Origin of the sequence: Pseudomonas syringae group sp. 26L6, from assembly GCF_032587815.1 — a bacterium.
In the GTDB taxonomy this organism is placed as follows: Bacteria; Pseudomonadota; Gammaproteobacteria; order Pseudomonadales; family Pseudomonadaceae; genus Aquipseudomonas; species Aquipseudomonas amygdali.
In genome coordinates this window covers 125,569-147,161 of sequence record NZ_JAWHPJ010000001.1, presented here as the reverse complement: position 1 = coordinate 147,161, position 21,593 = coordinate 125,569, and the positions used below count along the sequence as shown (strand labels likewise).

The following is a 21,593-nucleotide window of genomic DNA, read 5'->3' as shown; positions in this document are numbered from 1 at the left end:
ACTGCCAATCCACACGTATCATCATGCGACCGGTGTCTATGTTTTCCCTGCGTTCCATTTGTGCTGCCGCACTGTTTGCGCTTTGCCTGTCCACCTTCCCGGCGCTCGCCGCCGACCCGCCCAGCAGCGATGCCGTGCAGCAAAGCCTCGACAAGATTGCTGATCGCAAGCTGCCTGATGCCGAGCAGAAAGCGCTGCAACAGGTACTCGAGCAAACGTTGGCTTTTCTCGCCAGCAAGAAGGACAGCGAGCAGAAACTCGAAGCGCTCAAGCAACAACTGGCCCAGGCGCCAAAACAGACCTCGGAAAACCAGCGCGAGCTGGCCCGCCTGAAAGAAAGCAAAGTGGTACCCGTCGCCCAGCGCTACGGCGGCCTTGATGTGCCACAACTGGAGCAGCTTCTCAGCCAGCGCAGTACCCAGCAAAGCGACCTGCAAAGCGAACTCAACGACGCCAACAGCCTGGCCATCACAGCGCAGACCCGGCCTGAGCGGGCGCAGACTGAAATCAGCGCCAATCAGACGCGTATCCAGCAGATCAACGCCATCCTCAAGAGCGGCAAGGACAATGGCAAGACCCTGAGCGCCGACCAGCGCAATCTGCTTAATGCAGAACTGGCCTCGATCAACGCCCTCAACCTGCTGCGCCGTCAGGAACTGGCCGGTAACAGCCAGTTGCAGGACCTGGGCAATAGCCAGCATGACTTGCTGACCGAAAAGGTCGCGCGCCAGGAACAGGAAATTCAGGACCTGCAGACCCTGATCAACGACAAGCGTCGCGCCCAGTCGCAGAAAACGGTCGCCGACCTGTCCCTGGAAGCGCAAAAGTCAGGCGGCAGCAGCCTGCTGGCGACCGAAAGCGCCGCCAACCTCAAGCTTTCCGACTACCTGCTGCGCGGCACCGACCGCCTCAACGAGCTGACCCAGCAGAACCTCAAGACCAAGCAGCAACTGGACAACCTGACCCAGACCGATCAAGCCCTCAGCGAGCAGATCAACGTGCTGAGCGGTAGCCTGCTGCTGTCCAAGATTCTCTACAAGCAGAAGCAGGCGTTGCCGCACCTGGAGCTGGACAAGGGCCTGGCCGACGAAATCGCCAACATCCGCCTGTATCAGTTCGACATCAACCAGCAACGCGAGCAGATGAGCACGCCGACCGCCTATGTCGAAAAGCTGCTCGCCACTCAACCGCCTGAAAACATTACCCCGCAACTGCGCCGTACGCTGCTGGACCTGGCAATCACCCGCAGCGACTTGCTGGAGCGCCTCAATCGCGAGCTGAGCGCGTTGCTCAACGAGTCCATCACGCTGCAACTGAACCAGAAGCAGCTGACCAGCACCGCTCAGGGACTGCGCGCCACACTCGACGAGCAGATGTTCTGGATCCCCAGCAACAAGCCGCTGGACCTGGAATGGTTTCAGAATATCTGGCCGCGCCTGCAAAAGCAGATCGCCACCCTGCCCTGGACATCCAGCCTGAGCGAGCTGTCAGACGGCCTGACTCAGCGACCGCTGCTGTTCCTGCCCCTGTTGCTGTTGATCGGCGTACTGACCTGGCGGCGCAAGGCGCTGTATCAGAAGCTGAATCGCCTGCATGCCGACATCGGCCACTTCAAACGTGACAGCCAATGGAAAACGCCACTGGCGCTGCTGATCAACGTGCTGCTGGCAATGCCTGTGGCGCTGGGCCTGGCGCTGTGCGGCTATGCCCTGCAAATCGATGCACGCGGGCAAAACGCCAACCTGGGCGAGGCCTTGTTGCAGATCGCCCTCGCCTGGCTGGTGTTCTACACCGCCTACCGCGTACTCGCCCCATCTGGCGTTGCCCAACTGCATTTCCGCTGGGAAACGGCGCAGGTCGAGTTCCTGCGTGGCTGGGTGCGTCGCCTCGGGCTGGTCGTTCTGGCCCTGGTGGCGGTGGTGGCCGTTGCTGAACACCAGCCTGCCGCACTGGCCGACGATGTACTGGGGATCGGCGTGGTCCTGACCTGCTACGCGCTGATGACCTGGCTGCTCGGTCGCCTGCTGATCTCAAGCCCCACGCATCACAATGCCTCACTGTTCCGCAAAACCGTCGGCGTGGTGTTCACGGCATTGCCGGTCGCGCTCTTCCTGGCGGTTTGCTTTGGCTACTACTACACCGCGCTCAAGCTCAGCGACCGTCTGATCGACACTCTGTACCTGATGATGATCTGGCTGATGGTCGAGGCGACCTTCGTTCGCGGCCTGAGCGTTGCCGCCCGGCGTCTGGCCTATCAGCGCGCGCTGGCCAAGCGTCAGGCAGCCCGGGAAAACGGCGACAGCGACATTCCGGTCGAAGAGCCGAAGCTGGACATAGAACAGGTCAACCAGCAGTCGCTGCGCCTGATCCGCCTGGCCCTGCTGGCCGGGTTCGTCGGCGCGCTGTATCTGGTCTGGGCCGAACTGATCACGGTATTCGCCTACCTGGACAACATCATCCTCTACGAATACACCAGCGGCACCGGTGCCAACATGAGCATGGTGCCGATCAGCCTGAGCGACTTCCTCGGTGCCGGGGTGATCATCGTCATCACCTTCGTGCTCGCCGGCAACCTGCCGGGTCTGCTGGAAGTGCTGGTGCTGTCACGCATGAACCTCGCGCAAGGCAGTGCCTACGCGACAACCACGCTGCTGTCGTACACCATCGCCGGTGTCGGCTTCGTGACCACGCTGTCGACGCTGGGCGTGAGCTGGGACAAATTGCAGTGGCTGGTCGCGGCGCTGTCGGTAGGGCTCGGGTTCGGCATGCAGGAGATCTTCGCCAACTTCATCTCCGGCATCATGATCCTCTTCGAACGCCCGGTGCGGATCGGTGACACCATCACCATCGGTGCCCTCTCGGGAACGGTCAGCAAGATCCGCATCCGCGCCACGACCATCACCGACTTCGATCGCAAGGACATCATCGTCCCGAACAAGACGTTCATCACCGGCCAGCTCATCAACTGGTCGCTGACCGACACCGTCACCCGCGTAACGCTCAAGCTGGGCGTCGATTACGGCTCGGACCTGGACCTGGTGCGCTCCCTGCTGCTGCAAGCCGCTAGGGAAAACCCTCGGGTGCTCAAGGAACCAGAGCCCATCGTCTACTTCCTGAACTTCGGCGAAAGCACCCTCGACCACGAACTGCGCATGCACGTCCGCGACCTGGGCGACCGCAATCCGGTGCTGGACGAGATCAACCGCTTCATCAATCGCGAGTTCAAGAAGCAGCACATCAACATCTCGTTCCGCCAGATGGAGATTTACCTCAAGAACACCCAGGGCCTGGAATACAAGCTGGTGCCCGCCGAGCCAAGCGACAAAACCGGTGCCCCGACCGGGCAAACAACGCTGCAACCGGTAAACACCAAAGTGGCCCCGGCGACCAAGGATGCGCCCGAGCCGCCTGAGTTGCGGCTGGACTGAGGCGATTATTTTCTGCAACAGCACGCGTCAATCGGGTAACCGCCCGGTTGACGCGCGATTGCAATGAAATCAGGCCTCAACCCGACCAATCACCACCTTCGCCTCCAGATACCCGCCAGGCTCCTTGCTGATCTGCACGGTTCCGGCACACGGCGCCAGTATCGATGTTTCCATCTTCATCGCCTCCATGATCGCGATCACCTGCCCCTTTTCTACCGTCGCTCCGTCCTCAACCGCCCAGGCATGCAGGTTGCCCGCGACCGGCGTCAGTACTGCGTGCGGGTCAGGGGCGTCGGCAGCTGGCTGGCTGGCGTCAGCCGGTGCGGCAGCGTTCAGGCTCATGCCGGCCAGCAGCGCAGTAGGCAGGCCCAGTTCGTGGCGTTTTCCGTCGATTTCGACGAAGGTGCGCAGCACGCCTGCATCAACTGGCGCAGCGCTGCGCGGTGCGAGGGTGACGTGTTCGGCGAAGTCGGTTTCGATCCAGCGGGTGTGGACGGCAAAGGTATTGGACGCCGTGAAGTCATCATGGTCCATGACCGCCCGATGGAACGGCAGCACGGTGGCCACGCCTTCCACCTTGAACTCGGCCAACGCACGGCGGGCGCGGCTGATGGCCTGTTCGCGGGTTGCGCCGGTGACGATCAGTTTGGCGATCATCGAATCGAAGTTCGCTGACACTCGCGAGCCTTCTGTCACGCCGGTGTCCAGCCGCACGCCCGGTCCGGACGGTGGCTGAAACACGTCGATGGTGCCCGGGGTCGGCAGGAAGCCGTTGCCTGCATCTTCGGCGTTGATGCGGAATTCAAAGCTGTGGCCGCGCGGTACAGGCGTACCGTCGAACGACAGCGGCAGGCCGTCGGCCACGCGCAATTGTTCGATGACCAGATCCACACCGCTGGTTTCTTCAGTCACCGGGTGTTCCACCTGCAAGCGTGTGTTGACCTCCAGGAATGACAGGGTGCCGTCGCCACTGAGCAGGAATTCCACCGTACCGGCACCGACATAGCCCGCTTCGGCACAGACCGCGCGGGCCGACTCGTGAATGCGCTGGCGCAGCTCGTCGGTCAGGTAAGGGGCCGGGGCTTCCTCGATCAGCTTCTGGTTGCGACGCTGCAACGAGCAATCCCGGGTGCCGACCACAACCACCCGGCCATGCCGGTCGGCGATGATCTGCGCTTCAATGTGCCGTGGGCGATCCAGAAAGCGTTCGACGAAGCACTCGCCACGACCGAACGCGGTCACCGCTTCACGCACCGCAGACTCGTACAGCTCGCTGACTTCATCGAGCTTCCAAGCGACTTTCAGGCCGCGACCACCGCCGCCAAATGCCGCCTTGATGGCAATCGGCAGGCCGTACTGCTCGGCGAACGCAAGCACTTCAGAAGCATCTTTCACCGGGTTTTCAGTGCCAGCTACCAGCGGCGCACCGACTTTCAAAGCGATGCGCCGGGCTTGCACCTTGTCGCCCAGCGCGTCGATGGTTGCAGGGTCCGGGCCGATCCAGGTCAGGCCGGCGTCGATTACGGCGCGGGCAAAGTCGGCGCGTTCCGAGAGGAAGCCATAACCTGGGTGAACCGCGTCGGCACCGGCACGAGCAGCGACTGCCAGCAGCTTTTCGATGTTCAGATAGGTGTCGGTGGGGCGCTCACCTTGCAGCCCATAGGCTTCATCGGCCTGACGCACATGCAGCGCGTCGATATCGGCATCGGCATACACGGCCACCGAGGCAACCCCATAGTCACGGCAGGCGCGGGCAATACGCACGGCAATTTCGCCACGGTTGGCAATCAGAACCTTTTTCATCTGTTATTGGTCTCGTCTGAAGTGGCGGAGCGCACTGGTTCGAAGGCGCTCAGCGGGTTGAAACGAATGCGAGCATTGACCGGAATCTGCCCGGCCTTGTCCAGGTGATAGGTAGCGACTGCGCCGATGACCGGGTAACCGCCCGTCAACGGGTGGTCCGCCAGAAACAGTACCGGCTGGCCACTGGGCGGCACCTGAATGGCACCGACCGTGGTGCCCTCGCTGGGCAGTTCGCCACTGACGGCGCGCGCAAGCGACTGCTCGCCTGCCAGGCGGATACCGATCCGGTTGGATTGCGGTGTGACCAGCCAGGTCTGCTGCGCAAGCAACGCCTGCGCCTCGGCGGTGAACCAGTCGCTGCGCGGCCCCATGACCACATCCAGGGTAATGACCTGATCATTACGCGGCATATCGAAGGCCGGTTGTTCGCCAGTCGACACCGCAGCACCACCGGTTCTGCGCCTGAAGCCCAGCCGGTCATCCGCCGCCAGCGCTGCGGGCCCCACCTGGGCCAGCGTGTCGGTGGACAGACTACCCAGCACCGGCTCGTGGACAAAACCGCCGCGCACGGCCAGATAACTGCGCAAGCCTGCGGTGGGCGAACCGATGCTCACCTGATCGCCGCTCTGCAACGAAAACGGCGCGTAAAGCGGCGGCTGCATGCGTTGGCCATCAGTCGTCAGCACCTCGACAGGCGCCTGAGCACCGGTAACCGCTACCACGGCCTGGCCCTGACAGGTAAACGTCAGGCCACCCATGAGAATCTCCAGACAAGCAGTGCCCGGCTCGTTGCCTACTGCGCGATTGGCCGCACGCAATGCGCCGCGATCCAGTGCACCCGATGCGGAAACACCCTGCCCTGCCCGACCAGGACGACCCAGGTCCTGAAACAGGGTTTGCAAACCCGGCGTAACGACTTGCAGATAGTCTTCGGTGATTGTCGACGCCTGCTGACGAACGGGCGCAGCAACCGAAACGCTGGTCACGGGCAGCGGACCGGCGTCTTGAAAGCGCACGCGATAGCCAGGCTGAAGCAAGGCTGGCTCGTCGCGGCCCAGATCCCACATTTTTGAGTGAGTCACGCCGATGATCTGCCAGCCACCGGGGCTGGCCTGTGGATAAATGCCGCTGAAACCACCGGCCAACGCCACTGCACCAGCCGGAATGCGCGTACGCGGTGTGCTGCGCCGCGGCACGACAAAGCCGGCACCGCCGCTGAGGTAGGCAAAACCGGGCGCAAAGCCACAGAAGGCAACGTTGTAGTCGCTACCGGTGTGGCGCTTGATCACTTCGTCAACGCTGATGTCCAGCTCGCGGGCCACATCAGCCAGGTCTTCACCGTTGTAATGCACGGGTATTTCAATCAGCTTGCCGGGCTCGCGAGCGCTGCCGCGAATGTCACGCGAGGCAATCTGCGCCGCCAGCGCTTCGAAACTGATGCCAGACGGACGAAAATGCACCAGCAGCGTCCGGGCCGCCGGAACGATTTCCTCCACGCCGAAAATGGGCATCTGCTGTAACGATTCGAACAGGGCCAGAGTCTCGTCCAGGTTCGACAGTTCAACCAGGAGCGCGTCCAGGTTGGCCGGGTAGAAACGCATGAGCCTCTCCTATACGTGGTAGTAGCTGTCCGGAATATCGGTAATGAACATGTGCCCCGGCGCATGGGAAATCGCGAACGGCACACGAGACGCCATGACAACCGCCTGCGGGGTCACGCCGCAGGCCCAGAACACAGGAATCTCGCCGGGCTTGATGCTCACTGCATCGCCGAAGTCCGGATGCGCCAAGTCCTTGATGCCAAGCAGCTCAGGTTCGCCGACATGCACCGGGGCGCCGTGCACGCCGGGGTAGCGCCCGGTGATCCGCGCTGCCTCGGCAACCCGGTCGGCAGCGATGGGCCGCATAGAAACCACCAAGTTTCCCTGCAAGCGCCCGGCAGGTCGACAGACACGATTGCTGCGGTACATCGGTACGTTGCAGCCTTCGCTGATATGGCGCACGTCGATCCCAGCGTTCATCAGGTCGGTTTCGAAGGTGAAGCTGCAGCCGATCAGAAAACTGACCAGATCGCCGTGCTGCGCCCAGATTTCGCTGGCGTCGCTGACTTCTTCAGCCAGTTGCCCATCACGCCAGACCCGATACAACGGCAAGTCGGTGCGCAGGTCGGCCTGCTCGGCCAGCAACGTGGTGTAACTGCCGGGCTCGGTCACATCCAGCACCGGACAGGCTTGCGGGTTGCGCTGGGCGAACAGCAGAAAGTCATAGGCCCAGTCGCGCGGCAGCGTGATCATGTTGCACTGGGTCAGACCGGGAGCCTGACCTGCGGTAGGCGAGACAAACCCTTGTCGATAGCGGGCACGTGCGTCGATAGCCGCCTGACGGGCGTGTTGCAAGGTGTTGTTCATGATCAGCCCCTATTGAATGCGCGGACGGTAACGCCTGCGTCGTGCAAACGGTCTTTCAGGATGCGGGCGATGTTCACCGCGCCCGGGCTGTCGCCGTGTACGCAGATAGAATCGGCTTGCAGGCTGATTTCGCGGCCATCTTCAGTCTCGATAACCCCGTCGCGCACCAGGCGCAACATGCGTTCGGCGATCCGTTCGGCATCGTGCAGCACGGCACCGGGCCGCGAGCGCGAGACCAGCGTGCCTTCAGCGGTATAGGCGCGGTCGGCGAACGCTTCGGCGACGCACGCCAGTCCGGCTTCCCGCGCCCAGCCGAGCAGCGGGGAATTAGCCAGACACACCAGCTTCAGCGCAGGGTCGATGCGCAGCAGCGCCTGAATGACCGCCGCTGCCTGGCGCTGATCGCCAGCGATGGTGTTGTACAGCGCGCCGTGGGGTTTGACGTATGTCACGTTGGTACCAGCGCTGCGCGCCAGCCCCTGAAGCGCGCCGATCTGGTAAATGACGTCGGCGGTCAGTTGGTCGCTCGGGATATCCATGTTGCGGCGGCCAAACCCGACGAGGTCCGGGTAAGCCACATGCGCACCAATGGCCACGCCGCGGGCCGCAGCGGCCTCAAGGGTACGCAGGATGCCGGCCGGATCGCCAGCATGAAAACCGCAGGCCACGTTGGCACTGCTGACCACATCGAGAATCGCCTCGTCGTCGCCCATGCTCCAGGCGCCGAAGCTTTCACCGAGATCACTGTTGAGGTCTATTGCAGGCATTTTTATTCTCCGAAATCAGGCTGCATTGATGAAGGCAAAGATGGCTCCCGCCGATTTGAACGCCATGTACCACGACAGCAGACAGGTCAGCACGCCCAGCACCAATAGCCAGCGCGGGTAGTGGTAGCCGTCCATCATGTCGGACCGACGCCAGCCGACGTACATGAAAATGCTCAGGCCCAGTGGCAGAATCAAGCCGTTGAAGCCACCGGCAAACACCAGCAGCGCAGCCGGTGGTTTGCCCCACATGACGTATACGACCACGGTGATCAGGATAAAGCCGACCGTGGCAAGGTTGCGCACGCGCTCGGTGATGCGTTTGGAAAATACCGTGATGAACGACATCGAAGTATAGGACGCGCCGATCACGCTGCTGATGCCGGCCGCCCAGAGCACCAGGCCGAACATGATCAGGCCGAAGTTGCCAGCGGCAGCGGTGAACGCCTGGGCCGCAGGGTTTGCGCCCTGGCCGGATACATCGATGACAACGCCGCTGGCGACCACGCCGAGGATTGCCAGAAACAGTATGTAACGGACAACCCCGGTGACCAGAATACCGGTCAGCGCCGCCTTGGACACTACATCGATGTTCTCGACCCCGACGGTGCCGCGATCCAGCAAGCGGTGAGCACCGGCGTAAGTGATATAGCCACCGACCGTGCCGCCGACGATGGTGGTGATGGCCGCGAAATCGACCATGTCCGGCAGGATCGTCTGGCGCAGAGCCTCGCCCAGCGGCGGGTGCGAGGCAAAGGCGGCGAAGAGGATCAGGCAGACCTTCAGGGTGCCCAGCACCATCATGATGCGGTCCATGGCAATGCCGGCGCGGTGGGATGAGAAAATCGCGATGGCGATCAGCGCGCTCAAGGCGCCCCCCCATTTGGGATCAAGACCGGTCAACGCATTCAAGCCCAGGCCCGCACCGGCGATGTTGCCCAGACTGAACACCAGGCCGCCGAAGATGACCAGTACCGCGAGCAGATAACCACTGCCCGGGATCGCTGCGTTGGCCAGATCGGCCGCGCGCATTCTGGTCAGCGTTACGATGCGCCAGACATTCAACTGCACCACGAAGTCGATCAGGATCGACGCCAGAATGCCGAAGGCAAACGCCGCCCCCAGGGTCGCGGTGAAAGTGGCTGTCTGGGTCAGAAATCCTGGGCCGATGGCAGAGGTCGCCATCATGAAGATCGCGGCGATCAATGAGGCGCGACGCGCCTTGGTGAACTCATTGGCAGTCTGTGTCACGGCGGCATTCCTGAGATGAGAGGTAACCTGCCAGAGCAATGAGCATGCCAAAGGGCATTAAACAGCGCCAAGTTGTAGATACATAAAGATAATATTGTTGAACAATCCATATGTTATGGATCAACAATGCGCACCATATTGTTACGCTTGAACTCAAGTGTGCTACCTGATGAAGCATCGGATGGCCTTCGTCCTTGCCAGCCAATGAGCTGTCGTGGAATATCGACTCGGCTTTTCCTTATCCGGACCCTTTATGAACGACGCTGCCTCTCTCCTCCCTCGTACGCTTGGAGAATCCATCACCACAGAGCTTCGCAGAATGCTGGTCGAGGGTGAGCTGGTTCCCGGTCAACGCCTTTCGGAAGCGGCGCTGGCCGAAAGCCTGCAGATTTCCCGCAATACCTTGAGAGAAGCTTTCAGAATTCTGACCCGCGAGGGTTTGCTCACTCATGAACCCAACCGCGGCGTGACTGTGGCCAAGCCTGACATGGCTTCGATCATCGATATTTATCGCATCCGGCGCTTTATCGAATGCAGGGCGATTGCCCAGGCTTATCCACAGCATCCCGGTGTGCTGCACATGCGCAATGCGGTCCAGGCCGGCGTGCAGGCGCGTGAGGCCAAGGACTGGATTGCCGTGGGCACCGCCAACATGATGTTTCACAAGGCCATCGTCGAGCTGTCCGACAGCCCGCGACTGGCGGCGTTTTATGCGCAGATATCAGCAGAGTTGCGCCTGGCCTTCGGGCTGCTCAACGACCCGGAGCTTCTGCATTCACCCTATCTGGACATGAATGCAGCGGTTCTCGGGCGCCTTGACGCGGGCAAGACCGATGAGGCGACGCGCATGCTCGAGGATTATCTGGTGCAATCGGAACGAACGATTCTGGCCGCCTTCGAGCGAAGCCGGAACCGATAGTCCGGGCGCAGCCCCGATCACCAGAACTACCACCCAAGGACCCGGTCTACGGGTTCTGACCGTTGCAACACGCCCGACGAGCCAGGAAGGCCGCCGCTTCGTTGAAAGCCTGAAATTCCCCTCTGGAGGCGATACGCTTTGAAAGCACTCGACGAACTCACTTTCGACAACCGCTTTGCCCGACTGGGCGATGCGTTCTCAACTTCCGTGCTGCCTGAGCCCATCGATGCGCCACGGCTTGTGGTTGCCAGCGAATCCGCGCTGGCGCTGCTGGACCTGGCCCCTGAACAAGCCGATCTGCCGCTGTTAGCGGAGATATTCAGCGGCCACAAGCTGTGGTCAGAAGCCGAGCCGCGAGCGATGGTTTATTCCGGCCACCAGTTTGGTTCCTACAACCCGCGCCTGGGCGACGGCCGCGGGCTGTTGCTGGGCGAGGTGTATAACGACGCTGGCGAACACTGGGACCTGCACCTCAAGGGCGCGGGCCGCACGCCGTACTCGCGGATGGGTGACGGGCGCGCCGTGCTGCGTTCGTCGATCCGCGAGTTTCTGGCTTCCGAAGCGTTGCACGCGCTGGGTATCCCCAGCAGCCGTGCAGGGTGCGTAGTCAGCTCCAGCACGCCGGTATGGCGCGAAACCCAGGAACACGCAGCGATGGTGCTGCGTCTGGCGCAGAGCCATGTGCGCTTCGGCAGTCTTGAATACTTCTTCTACACCAAACAGCCAGAGCAGTTGAAGACCCTCGCCGAGCATGTGCTGACGATGCATTACCCGCTCTGCCAGGAGCAGCCTGAGCCGTATCTGGCGATGTTCCGGGAAATCGTCGAGCGTAACGCCGAGCTGATTGCCAAGTGGCAGGCCTACGGCTTCTGTCATGGCGTGATGAACACCGACAACATGTCGATTCTGGGCATTACCTTCGATTTCGGACCGTTCGCGTTTCTGGACGATTTCGATGAGCACTTCATCTGCAACCATTCCGATCACGAAGGTCGCTACTCCTTCAGCAATCAGGTGCCTATCGCGCAATGGAACCTAAGCGCACTGGCGCAGGCGCTGACGCCGTTCATCAGCGTGGAAGCGTTACGCGAGACCATCGGCTTGTTCCTGCCGCTTTATCAAGCGCACTACCTGGACCTAATGCGTCGTCGACTGGGCCTGACCATTGCCGAAGATCAGGACGAACAACTGGTCAGCCAATTGCTGAAGCTGATGCAGAACAGCGGCGTGGATTACACCCTGTTTTTCCGTCGCCTGGGCGATCAGCCCGCCGTAGAAGCGCTGCGCACATTGCGCGACGACTTTGTCGACATCAAGGGCTTCGATGGCTGGGCAGAAGCGTATCTGGCGCGTATTGCCGGCGAGGGCAAAGGCACCGAGCAAGAGCGTCAAACCCGCATGCACGCGGTCAATCCGCTTTACATCCTGCGCAACTACCTGGCCCAGAACGCTATCGCCGCAGCGGAAAAAGGTGACTATGCAGAAGTCCGCCGCCTGCACCAAGTGCTCTGCACGCCCTTCACAGAACAACCCGGAATGGAAGGCTACGCCCAGCGACCACCGGACTGGGGCAAGCATCTGGAAATCAGCTGTTCGTCGTGAAGCTTTTGGTCCCCTATCGTGCCCATGCTCAGCGTGCTCTGCGTCCTGCCTTGAGTGTGCGGCGCGACATAGATCTGTGACGCGGAGCGTCACGCACGGCATTCCCATGCTGGAGCGTGCGGAACGATAATCCTGTAACTATCGTGCGGCGGTCCGCGTCGCATGCCGTTCTGGACGCTCCGCGTCCTATCCGGAATGTGCGGTGCGGCACAGATCTGTGATGCGGAGCGTCACGCACGGCATTCCCACGCTGGAGCGTGAGGAACGATAATCCTGTAACTACCGTACGGCGCTCCGCGTCGCATGCAGTTCTGGACGCTCCGCGTCCTATCCGGAATGTGCGGTGCGGCGCAGATCTGTGACGCGGAGCGTCACGCACGGCATTCCCACGCTGGAGCGTGAGGAACGATAATCCTGTAACTATCGTGCGGCGGTCCGCGTCGCATGCAGTTATGGACGCTCTGCGTCCGATCCTGACTGTGCGGTGCGGCGCAGATTTGTGACGCGGAGCGTCACACCCGGCATTCCCACGCTGGAGCGTGCGGAACGATAACCCTGTAACTATCGTGCGGCGGTCCGCGTCGCATGCCGTTCTGGACGCTCCGCGTCCTATCCGGAATGTGCGGCGCGGCACAGATCTGTGACGCGGAGCGTCACGCACGGCATTCCCACGCTGGAGCGTGAGGAACGATAACCCTGTAACTATCGTGCGACGCTCCGCGTCGCATGCCGTTCTGGACGCTCCGCGTCCGATCCGGAATGTGCGGTGCGGCACAGATCTGTGACGCGGAGCGTCACGAACGGCATTCCCACGCTGGAGCGTGCGGAACGATAATCTCAACTATCGTGCGACGCTCCGCGTCGCATGCCGCTCTGGACGCTCTGCGTCCTCTTTACCTATGACAGCCCTGCATCCACCAGCCACTGCTCCAGCCCTTCCAGGTCGGGGATGCGCGCCACGGTTTCGCCGATCTGTACGGCAGCCAGCTCCAGTTCGGCCAGTGGGACGTCGACGTAGCTCAACTGGCTGTCGACTTTGCACGAGCGCGGAATGCCTTGGGTGAGCAACGCGATGAACCTGACGTCGTTACGCCCGCCCAGTGCATTGAGCACTACAATCCGGGCCCGGCCACCCACGCGGGTGCGGCCTCCGCAGGCGGCTTCGAAACTGAGCAACGGCAAGGTCAGCTCGCGCCAGCTGATCGGTCCCAGATACCACTCGGGAGCGCCCGGCTCCGCGCTGCAGTCCTGGTAGTCGATCAACTCGGCGACCGCGACGTTGGGCAGCAGCAAATGCCGGTCACTCAACGGCAGCAGCAGGCCGGTCAGGCTGGTCAGGCGACTGGTCTGGAACGTACCTTCAGACATGCACCTGACTCCAGTAAGCAATACTCTCCAGCAACACGGTTTCCTGATAAGGCTTGCTCAGGTACTCGTTGACGCCCACCGCCATGGCCCGATCCCGGTGCTTCTGGCCCGAGCGGGAAGTGATCATGATGATGGGCAGTTCCTTGAGCTGTTCGTCCTGGCGGATCTGGCTGGCTACTTCAAAGCCGTCCATGCGCGGCATTTCGATATCCAGCAGCATGATGTCAGGCGTGTGCTCCTGCAACAGGGTCATAGCGTCAATCCCGTCCTTGGCGGTCAGCACATGCATGCCGTGGCGCTCAAGCAACCGGCTGGTGACTTTGCGTACCGTCACCGAATCGTCCACCACCATCACCAGCAACGGCCTGGCGTGCTCGGCTTCGTGGTAGACAGGCGCCAACCCTCTGAAAGGCAAGCCCTGCAAGGTACGAATCTGCGCCATCAAGTCGAGAATCAGGACCACACGCCCATCACCCAGAATGGTCGCACCGGAAATGCCCTGCACCCTTGAGAACTGCGTACCAAGGCTCTTGACCACAATTTCGCGTGAACCTGCCAGCGCATCGACCTGCACCGCCACCCACTGATCCTGCAAATGCACCAGCAATACAGGCAGCGGCTGCAATTGCCCGGCAAGCCTGGGTGGACTGCTGCCCAGCAACTCGCCCAGATAACGCAGCTCGTAGCTGCGTCCGCCGTATTGATAACGCGGCGGGCTGGTCTGGTAATAGCCATCGAGCTCGTTGGCCATGACGCGCACGATGCCATCGACGGTATTGAGCGGCACGGCATATTGCTCTTCGCCGCAGGTCACCATCAGCGCACGGTTGACCGAAACCGAAATCGGCAGGCGAATACGGAAGCGCGTGCCCTTGCCAGGCACCGAGTCGATGACCATCGAGCCGCCCAGTTGTTTGACCTCGGCATGCACCACATCCATGCCGACGCCACGTCCGGAAATCTGGGTGATGATCTCGCTGGTGGAAAACCCCGCCTGCAGAATGAACGGCAAAACCTCATGGTCGGACAGATCGGCATCCGGATGGATCATGCCGCGTTTGATGGCCTTGCGGCGCACGGCCGCCAGGTCGACACCCGAGCCGTCATCGCTCAACTCGATCACCATATCGCCGCCTTCGTACATCAGCTCAAGGCTGATATGGCCCTGCTCCGGCTTACCGGCAGCGATGCGTTTTTCAGTGCTTTCCAGGCCATGATCAACAGCGTTGCGCAGCATGTGTTCCAGCGGCGCGACCATCCTTTCAAGCACATTGCGATCCATTTCACCGTCGGCATTGCCGACCTCGAAATGGACCTTCTTGTGCAGTTCCGAGGCAACCTGGCGCACCACGCGACGCAAACGCGGCACCAGGCGTTCGAACGGCACCATGCGCGTACGCATCAGGCCTTCCTGCAACTGGGTGTTGACCCTGGCCTGTTGCGACAGCAGCGTTTCAGCGTCGCGGGCCCGCGCACCGAGGGTTTCCTTGAGGTCCATCAGGTCGGAGGCAGACTCGAAAAGCGCACGCGACAACTGTTGCAACTGCGAATGACGGTCCATTTCCAGCGGGTCGAATTCCTCATAACCCAGCCGCTCGGCCTGAACCTGCTCGCGACTGAGAATACGGCCTTGGGTTTCCATATCCAGGCGACGCAATTGATCGCGCATCCGCTCGATAGTGGTTTCAACTTCCAGCAGCGCGACCTGCGAATCCAGAATCTGCTGTTCGATCCGCCCACGGAAAATAGATGTTTCACCGGCCAGGTTGACCAGGTCTTCCAGTTGCTCGGCGGGCACCTTGACCATTTCCGGCCCACTGCGCTCGACCTCGCCGTCAGCAGCAGGCGCGACGGCCACCACCGATTCAGGACCGGTTTCAAAGGCTTGCGCAACCACCGGCTCGCCCACCGGTTCATCGCTGGCCAGTCTGCGGATGCTTTCAATCAGCAGCGAGGCATCAGGCAGCGGCTTTTCGTTACGCACTGCGTCGAGCATATCGGCCAGCACATCGTGACCGCTCTGCAACAGGCTGATCGTCAATGGCGCAGGCTGCAGGTTGCCGGCAGAAAGCCCTTCATAAAGCGTTTCCAGCTCGTGGGCCAGATCGCCTATCGGGGCGATTTCGACCATCCGCGCGCCGCCCTTGAGGGTGTGCAGGTCGCGCAACAGGTTTTCGACTTCCAGCAGGTTGTGCGGATCGGCCTGCCAGCGGGCCAGCGCAGCGCCCGAGCTTTCGATGATATCGAAACCCTCCTCAAGGAAGACTTCACGCAGCTCGGTGTCATGTTCGGGAAGATCTTCGCTGGCCGCTGGCGGTGCCTGCACATCAGACCCAGAGCTCTCGAGCGTACGACAGCGGCCCAGCGCTTCGATCAAGGCCGAGGGATCACTGAGCGCTTCCTGCCGATACAACTGCTCCAGCAGAATCGCCAGATGGTCATGACTCTCGTGCAGCAGTTCGGCCAGCGCTGGCGAATGGTTGAAGCGCCGGTCGATCAAGCCTTCGTAGAGGTTTTCCAGTTCGTGGGCAAGGTCGCCCACCTCGGCCACCTCGGCCATCCGCGCGCCGCCCTTGAGGGTGTGCAGGTCGCGCTGCAGTGAGGCCAGCGGCGCGGAGTTTTCCGGATCAGCCAGCCAGCGCTGTAATGCCTGACCGGCGCTGTCGAGGATATCGACAGCTTCTTCCAGAAATATCTCGACGATCTCGTCGTCAGGGCCAGCAGTTTCAGCATGCTCAGCCTCACTGGCCAATTGCTCGGTGGCCGCGTTGAGTTCGGTAACGCTCAGGGTCCGATGGCCATCGCTCTTGACCAGACCGGTCGCCGAAGGGTCCAGCGCCTGATCCAGCAACTGGTTCAAGGCTCGCACGCACTCGGGACGTGGTTCGACGTCCTGACCGGCAGCCACCTGATCAAGCATATTGATCAACGCTTCGTGGGCGCTCTCTGCTGCATCGAAAAAGCGTTCGCTGACCGCCAGGCTGCTTTCCTCGACCGCCCCGTATAGGTCGAGCAAGGCTTCGCAGAGCTCATCGACCTGCGGCAGATCGGCCAGATGCGCGCCATGCCCCAGCGTAGTCAGTTCATCGAGCAACGCGCTCAGCTCCTGACGTTCGCCCGGGTGCTGACGCCAGCGCCGCAACAGGTTTTCCGCGTCCAGTACGATATCCATGCCTTCGGCCAGAAAGCCGGCAAGCAGCGTGGGATTACGCTTGATCCGCAGGCCACTGTCCGACTCGCGCAGCACCACAGTGAGCCGCTCGTTGAGTAGCGCCAGGGCCGCTTCGATCAGCTCCGCAGCACCCGCAATGGCTGCCAGCGGGGTTGTGTCGAGTTGCTTGAGCCCGCTGTGCAACAACGGTTCTGCGCTGCGCAGCAGGGCGAGTTCGGGCGCGCCGATGTCGATAAGGTTGGCTTTGTATTCGCGCACCAACTGGTCGAGCGGGCTGGCCAGCTCGGCAATCGGCAACACACCGGCCATGTGCGCGCTGCCTTTGAGGGTGTGCAGCGCACGCAGCACTGCGTCGCTGATTGAAGGCGATGCCGATTGTTCGGCGTTGTCGAGGAAGCGACCCAGGGTATTCAGATGCCCTAGCGCTTCCTGACGGAAAATTTCCAGCAATTGCGGATCAAGCGCTTCGACCGGCACAGATTCACCGGTTGCGGGCAGTGCCGGCAGCTCAAGTCCATTGGCCAGCGCATGGGCACGGCCCGCCAGCAGGTCGACATCGTTACGCTGGCGCTGCGCATCCTCGGCGAAATCGCGAATCACCGACGGCAGCAGCGTCAGCACTTCGCTCATCAATTGCTGAACTTCAAGACCCGCCAGCACATCGCCTTCCAGCACCCGGTTGAGCAGGTTCTCCACCGACCAGGCCAGTTCGCTGAGAATCAGCGCACGCACCATCCGGCCGCTGCCCTTGAGGGTATGAAACGCCCGGCGCACTTCGGTCAGTGCGGTGCTGTCCCAATGGCCGCCGCTGCCCAGTGAGGCAAACCAGCGCGGCAGATACTCGCGCAATGCGTCGAGCACCTCGTCGGCCTCTTCCAGAAAGACTTCGCGCAACTCGTCGTCCACCGCCTCTTCGTCTGCCGAGGGCGGCAACAGGCTGGTGGGTACGTTGCGGGCAGGCGGATTGACTGCCGACACCGGGCTGGCGAGAACCTGGGCAATGGTTTGCGCAGGGCTGACCAGCGCCTTGCGATCATCCAGTTCCAGCAACTCATCCTGGGTGATGATTTCTTCCAGCAGCGGCACTTCAAGGGTGTCGGCAGCGGGCGTATAGCCCAGCCGCGCCAGGCTTTGCTGGGCCATGTCGAGGACCTGATCACCCGGCGCTTCATGGTCTTCGAGCATGCGCTCCAGGTAATACTCGATGCCAGTAATTGTATCGGCCAGGCAATCGAGCTGAACCCAGCTGGGACGGGTTTCGTCCACCAGCAGGTGTTCCTGAATGTATTCGTTGCAGGCGGCCAGCAGGCTGGCAGCACGGGCCAGCGGGATCATCGCCAGCGCACCGCGAACCTGCACGATCAGCGCGCAAAGCGGGTCGAGCCGCTGGCGGTCCCACTCACCGTCGATGTAATCGAGGATCACGTCCTTGGCCTGCTGCAACACCGTGCGGGCTTCGCGAATCACCAGTTGATGAATTTGCGTCAGGTCAGTGGTCGGCAGGCGGCTTTCTTCACGGCTGGTCTGTTCGTTGCTCCCGGCCATGCCCGCGAGGGTCGATTCGACGTAGAGCAAGGCGCCCGCGACATCCATCAGCGCGCCGTCGCTGGGCTCGCGCTGCCCCTGCGCCAGCCCCAGAACGACAGAAAGCTGATCGATGATCACCTTGCGCGGCTGACCGAAGCCAAGCACCGCCAGGGTATCGGCGATCTGCCGCAGCGGCGGCAGCAGCGCGTTGAGCTCACTGACATGCTGGCGGTCACCGCGCACGAACACGTCAAGCCGTTCCTTGACCCGGACCAGCCCTTCGCACAGGGCTACGATTACCGAGCGCATGGCGTCGCGGTCCGGTCCGGCCATGCGTGCGCGTTCTTCGTTGACCACATCGTTGCCGGGCAAGGCATCGGCCAGCGCGTACTGGTCTTTGAGGTCGAGCATCTTCGGTGCCAGGCTGTCGGACTTGGCGATGTAGAACAGCAGGCTTTTCAGCAGCTCTTCGGGGGCCGGCTGATTGATGCCGGTCACGCCCTGCTCGGCCAGCCGCTTGAGTTCCTTGTCGGCATCCTTCAGCAGGCTGCGCAGGGCCGGGCTGTTGGTGAAGTTACCGTTGAGCATGGTTTCGACCAGCGCCGAGGCGATTCGCCAGAGCGGACCGAGCGGCGCGTCCTCGCATAACTGCTCCAGCCGGGCAAACACCTTGGCCATGTAACCGAGCTGGGTCTGAACACCCTGCTCGCGCATCAGGCCCGCCAGCGCCGCCTGCAAGGTCTGACGCAGCTTGCGCAGCAGGTTGGGCAATTCAGGGGTATTGCGCCGCGCCAGTTCCTGGTCATCGAGCGCAGGAACGACGACCAGTTGCGGGGCGAACAGGCTGGTTTCCGAGAGCAGACTTTCGCCCCGCGCACTGCGCAGGTCATTGAGCAACGGCAACACCACCAACGGCAGGTCGCGGCGCGCGGAGTGGATACGCTCCAGATAAACCGGCAACTGACTCATAGCCTGTATCAGCAGTTGCTCGGACTCCGCCGGATGGCTGACACGGTTCTGCTGGACCGCCAGCGCCAGTTGCTCGATTTCCTCGGCCAGCAACGCCGCGCCGTAAAACTCGATCATCTGCAGGCTGCCGTGAACCTGATGCACCAGGTTCAGACATTCGGCCATCGCCGCGCTGTTGGCCGGGTCTTCAATGAAGGCATCCAGCTCGTTACGGGCCTGGCGCAGCGTTTCGGCGATTTCGCCCTTAAGCCATTCAAGGGCCACGTAATCGTGACGATCAGCCATGACGAGTACCGCCTGTTACCCAATCAAGGTTGTTCATTGGTTGTACATCATCCGGCTTTCTTCGATGACGGCAGGGCAAAACCCGATACCGAACGACGCATTTCGCTGGCCATTTTTGCCAGATTGCCGATGCTTTCGGCCGTGGCCGAGGTGCCCGAGGTGGTCTGCGAGGTGGTCTGCTGAATGACAGTCATGATCTGTGAAATCTGACCGGCCGACTCGGCCTGCTGGTGAGCGGCATCGGTGATACTTTCGATCAGTTCGGCCAGCACTCGGGAAACCCCTTCGATTTCCCCCAGCGCCACCCCGGCGTCCTGCGCCAGTCGTGCGCCGCGTACCACCTCGCTGGTGGTCTGCTCCATGGAGATGACCGCCTCGTTGGTGTCGTTCTGAATGGCCCGCACCAGCGTTTCGATCTGCTTGGTGGCAGACGACGAGCGCTCGGCCAGCCGCTGTACTTCGTCAGCCACCACGGCAAAGCCACGTCCGGCATCACCGGCCATCGAAGCCTGAATGGCCGCGTTGAGGGCCAGAATATTGGTCTGATCGGCAATGTCGTCGATCAGACTGACAATATCGCCGATTTCCTGAGAAGACTCACCCAGGCGCTTAATACGCTTGGACGTGTCCTGAATCTGTTCGCGAATGTTGTCCATGCCGTGGATGGTGTTGTGTACGACCTCGTTGCCCTTGTTGGCAATCGCTACGGAGCGCTCTGCCACCGCCGAGGATTCCGATGCATTGGTCGACACCTGATCGATGGACGCTGCCATGTCGTTGATTGCCGTCGAAGCCGCGCTGATCTGCAGCGCCTGATGCTCGGAGGCGGCAGACAACTGCATGGCCGTGGCCTGAGTTTCGGTAACGGCAGCAGCAACCTGTTCGGCCGTCAGGTTGATGGTCACCACCAGCTCGCGCAACTGGTCGATGGAATAATTGATGGAATCGGCAATCGCGCCGGTGAAATCTTCGGTCACCGAGGCCGTCACCGTCAGATCACCGTCAGCGAGGTTCTCGATCTCGTCCAGCAAACGCATGATCGCGGTCTGGTTACGCTCGCTCTTCTGTGCGGTTTCGCGCAACTGGCGGTTGGTCTCGCGGACCATGACCAGACCGATAAGGATGATCGACATCAGCGCCAGCAAGCCCAGTACATAGCCACCGATGGTATTCACAGTACGGCGCTTGGCCATGTTTTCCAGGCTGTTGGTGAGTACCGAGGTTTCATCCAGCAGGGTCTGTGAGGTGTTGAAAATGTTTCCGGACGCCTCACGCACCTGATACAGCTCGGGCGAGGTTTCAAGAATCTCGTCCACCGAGCCGGACACAAACTCGAACAGCTCGGCAATTTCCGCCAACCGTGCACGGGCATCGCGGTCTTCGACCTGGGAGATTCGCAGCGTGGCGTTGCCCTCCAGCATGCCGTTGAGCACACGACCGAACTGGCTGGCGTCGCGGCCAAACGCATCGGCTGCCTGCACCGCTGTTTCGTCACCGGCCAGCACGGTATTGACCGAGCCGAGGATTCGTTCTGCGAGCAGCGCCTGACGCTGCGCAACCACCACCTGCGCAGCCGGCGCACGGCTTTGCAGAAGGCTTTCCACGACTTTTTCGTATTCGGCCTGCAATTGCGGGATGGTTTCGGCCAGTGTCGCAGCCACCTGATGCAGCGACAAAACCGTCTGTTCGCTGGCCAGAATCACATCGGTACTTTTGCGCAGCCCTTCCCAGTCGCGCTGAACGGTGCGCAATTCGTCGCGTATCAGATCAGGAGCCGCAGGCAGCCCGGTGGCCGGATCGCCTTTTCTCAGGTAGCCCCAGCGCACGTCGAAATCGTTGCGCGCATCGGCCAGCAGCTTGAACGCCTGGGTTTTACCGGCGGCCGCTTCGGTGGCGTTTTTCGCGATGCGCTGGGATAACACACGTAGCTCACCAGCATGCCCGATGTACTGTTTGTCGTAGTTCGATTGAGTGTTGAGATAGGCGAAGTTGGCGAACAGCAACATGATGAAAACGATAAGCGCGACAAACAGCAGAATAATCTGCGTCCGGCTGCGCGCGCCTTCCCTTGATCTGCCTGTATTACTCATTAATCAG

General features: G+C 61.6%; 11 protein-coding genes. 3 read left to right on the top strand and 8 right to left on the bottom strand.

Features of this window, described 5'->3' with window-relative positions; genetic code table 11:
• The first annotated feature begins 38 nt into the window (after positions 1 to 38).
• Complete coding sequence (mscK, locus tag RYA97_RS00635) at positions 39 to 3,428, top strand: mechanosensitive channel MscK (protein WP_044295622.1); 3,390 nt, start codon at positions 39 to 41, stop codon at positions 3,426 to 3,428.
• A 69-nt stretch (positions 3,429 to 3,497) separates the two neighbouring features.
• On the opposite strand, the gene RYA97_RS00630 is transcribed toward mscK, so the two are convergent.
• Genes RYA97_RS00630 through RYA97_RS00610 form a run of 5 tightly spaced genes read right to left on the bottom strand, consistent with a single transcriptional unit; the run spans position 3,498 to position 9,654 of the window.
• Positions 3,498 to 5,231 (bottom strand): acetyl/propionyl/methylcrotonyl-CoA carboxylase subunit alpha, encoded by a 1,734-nt coding sequence (locus tag RYA97_RS00630; protein ID WP_316891679.1) that lies wholly within the window; start codon positions 5,229 to 5,231, stop codon positions 3,498 to 3,500.
• Positions 5,228 to 6,832 (bottom strand): 5-oxoprolinase/urea amidolyase family protein, encoded by a 1,605-nt coding sequence (locus tag RYA97_RS00625; protein WP_316891677.1) that lies wholly within the window; start codon positions 6,830 to 6,832, stop codon positions 5,228 to 5,230. The genes RYA97_RS00630 and RYA97_RS00625 overlap by 4 nt, the downstream gene beginning before the upstream one ends.
• A 9-nt stretch (positions 6,833 to 6,841) precedes the next feature.
• Positions 6,842 to 7,639 (bottom strand): putative hydro-lyase, encoded by a 798-nt coding sequence (locus RYA97_RS00620; RefSeq protein WP_316891675.1) that lies wholly within the window; start codon positions 7,637 to 7,639, stop codon positions 6,842 to 6,844.
• A 2-nt stretch (positions 7,640 to 7,641) separates the two neighbouring features.
• A complete protein-coding gene (locus RYA97_RS00615) occupies positions 7,642 to 8,406 on the bottom strand; it encodes a LamB/YcsF family protein (RefSeq protein WP_117140122.1) in 765 nt (254 codons plus the stop codon).
• A 15-nt stretch (positions 8,407 to 8,421) separates the two neighbouring features.
• The gene (locus RYA97_RS00610) at positions 8,422 to 9,654 is read right to left on the bottom strand and encodes an NRAMP family divalent metal transporter (protein WP_002551747.1); all 1,233 of its coding nucleotides are present in this window, start codon (positions 9,652 to 9,654) and stop codon (positions 8,422 to 8,424) included.
• A gap of 253 nt (positions 9,655 to 9,907) precedes the next feature.
• On the opposite strand from RYA97_RS00610, the gene RYA97_RS00605 reads away from it, so the two are divergent.
• Positions 9,908 to 10,573 carry a GntR family transcriptional regulator gene (locus tag RYA97_RS00605; protein WP_316891672.1) on the top strand — a complete coding sequence of 222 codons (666 nt, stop codon included), beginning with the start codon at positions 9,908 to 9,910 and terminating at the stop codon, positions 10,571 to 10,573.
• 138 nt (positions 10,574 to 10,711) lie between these two features.
• Complete coding sequence (gene selO / locus RYA97_RS00600) at positions 10,712 to 12,175, top strand: protein adenylyltransferase SelO (protein WP_316891670.1); 1,464 nt, start codon at positions 10,712 to 10,714, stop codon at positions 12,173 to 12,175.
• A gap of 897 nt (positions 12,176 to 13,072) precedes the next feature.
• On the opposite strand, the gene RYA97_RS00595 is transcribed toward selO, so the two are convergent.
• The 3 genes from RYA97_RS00595 to RYA97_RS00585 are packed head-to-tail and all read right to left on the bottom strand — an operon-like array spanning position 13,073 to position 21,586.
• Positions 13,073 to 13,543, bottom strand: coding sequence for a chemotaxis protein CheW (locus RYA97_RS00595; RefSeq protein ID WP_002551743.1), 471 nt, complete (start codon positions 13,541 to 13,543; stop codon positions 13,073 to 13,075).
• Positions 13,536 to 19,496 (bottom strand): Hpt domain-containing protein, encoded by a 5,961-nt coding sequence (locus RYA97_RS00590; protein ID WP_316891669.1) that lies wholly within the window; start codon positions 19,494 to 19,496, stop codon positions 13,536 to 13,538. The genes RYA97_RS00595 and RYA97_RS00590 overlap by 8 nt, the downstream gene beginning before the upstream one ends.
• Before the next feature lie 47 nt (positions 19,497 to 19,543).
• Positions 19,544 to 21,586 (bottom strand): methyl-accepting chemotaxis protein, encoded by a 2,043-nt coding sequence (locus RYA97_RS00585; RefSeq protein ID WP_002551741.1) that lies wholly within the window; start codon positions 21,584 to 21,586, stop codon positions 19,544 to 19,546.
• Between the last annotated feature and the right edge of the window lie 7 nt (positions 21,587 to 21,593).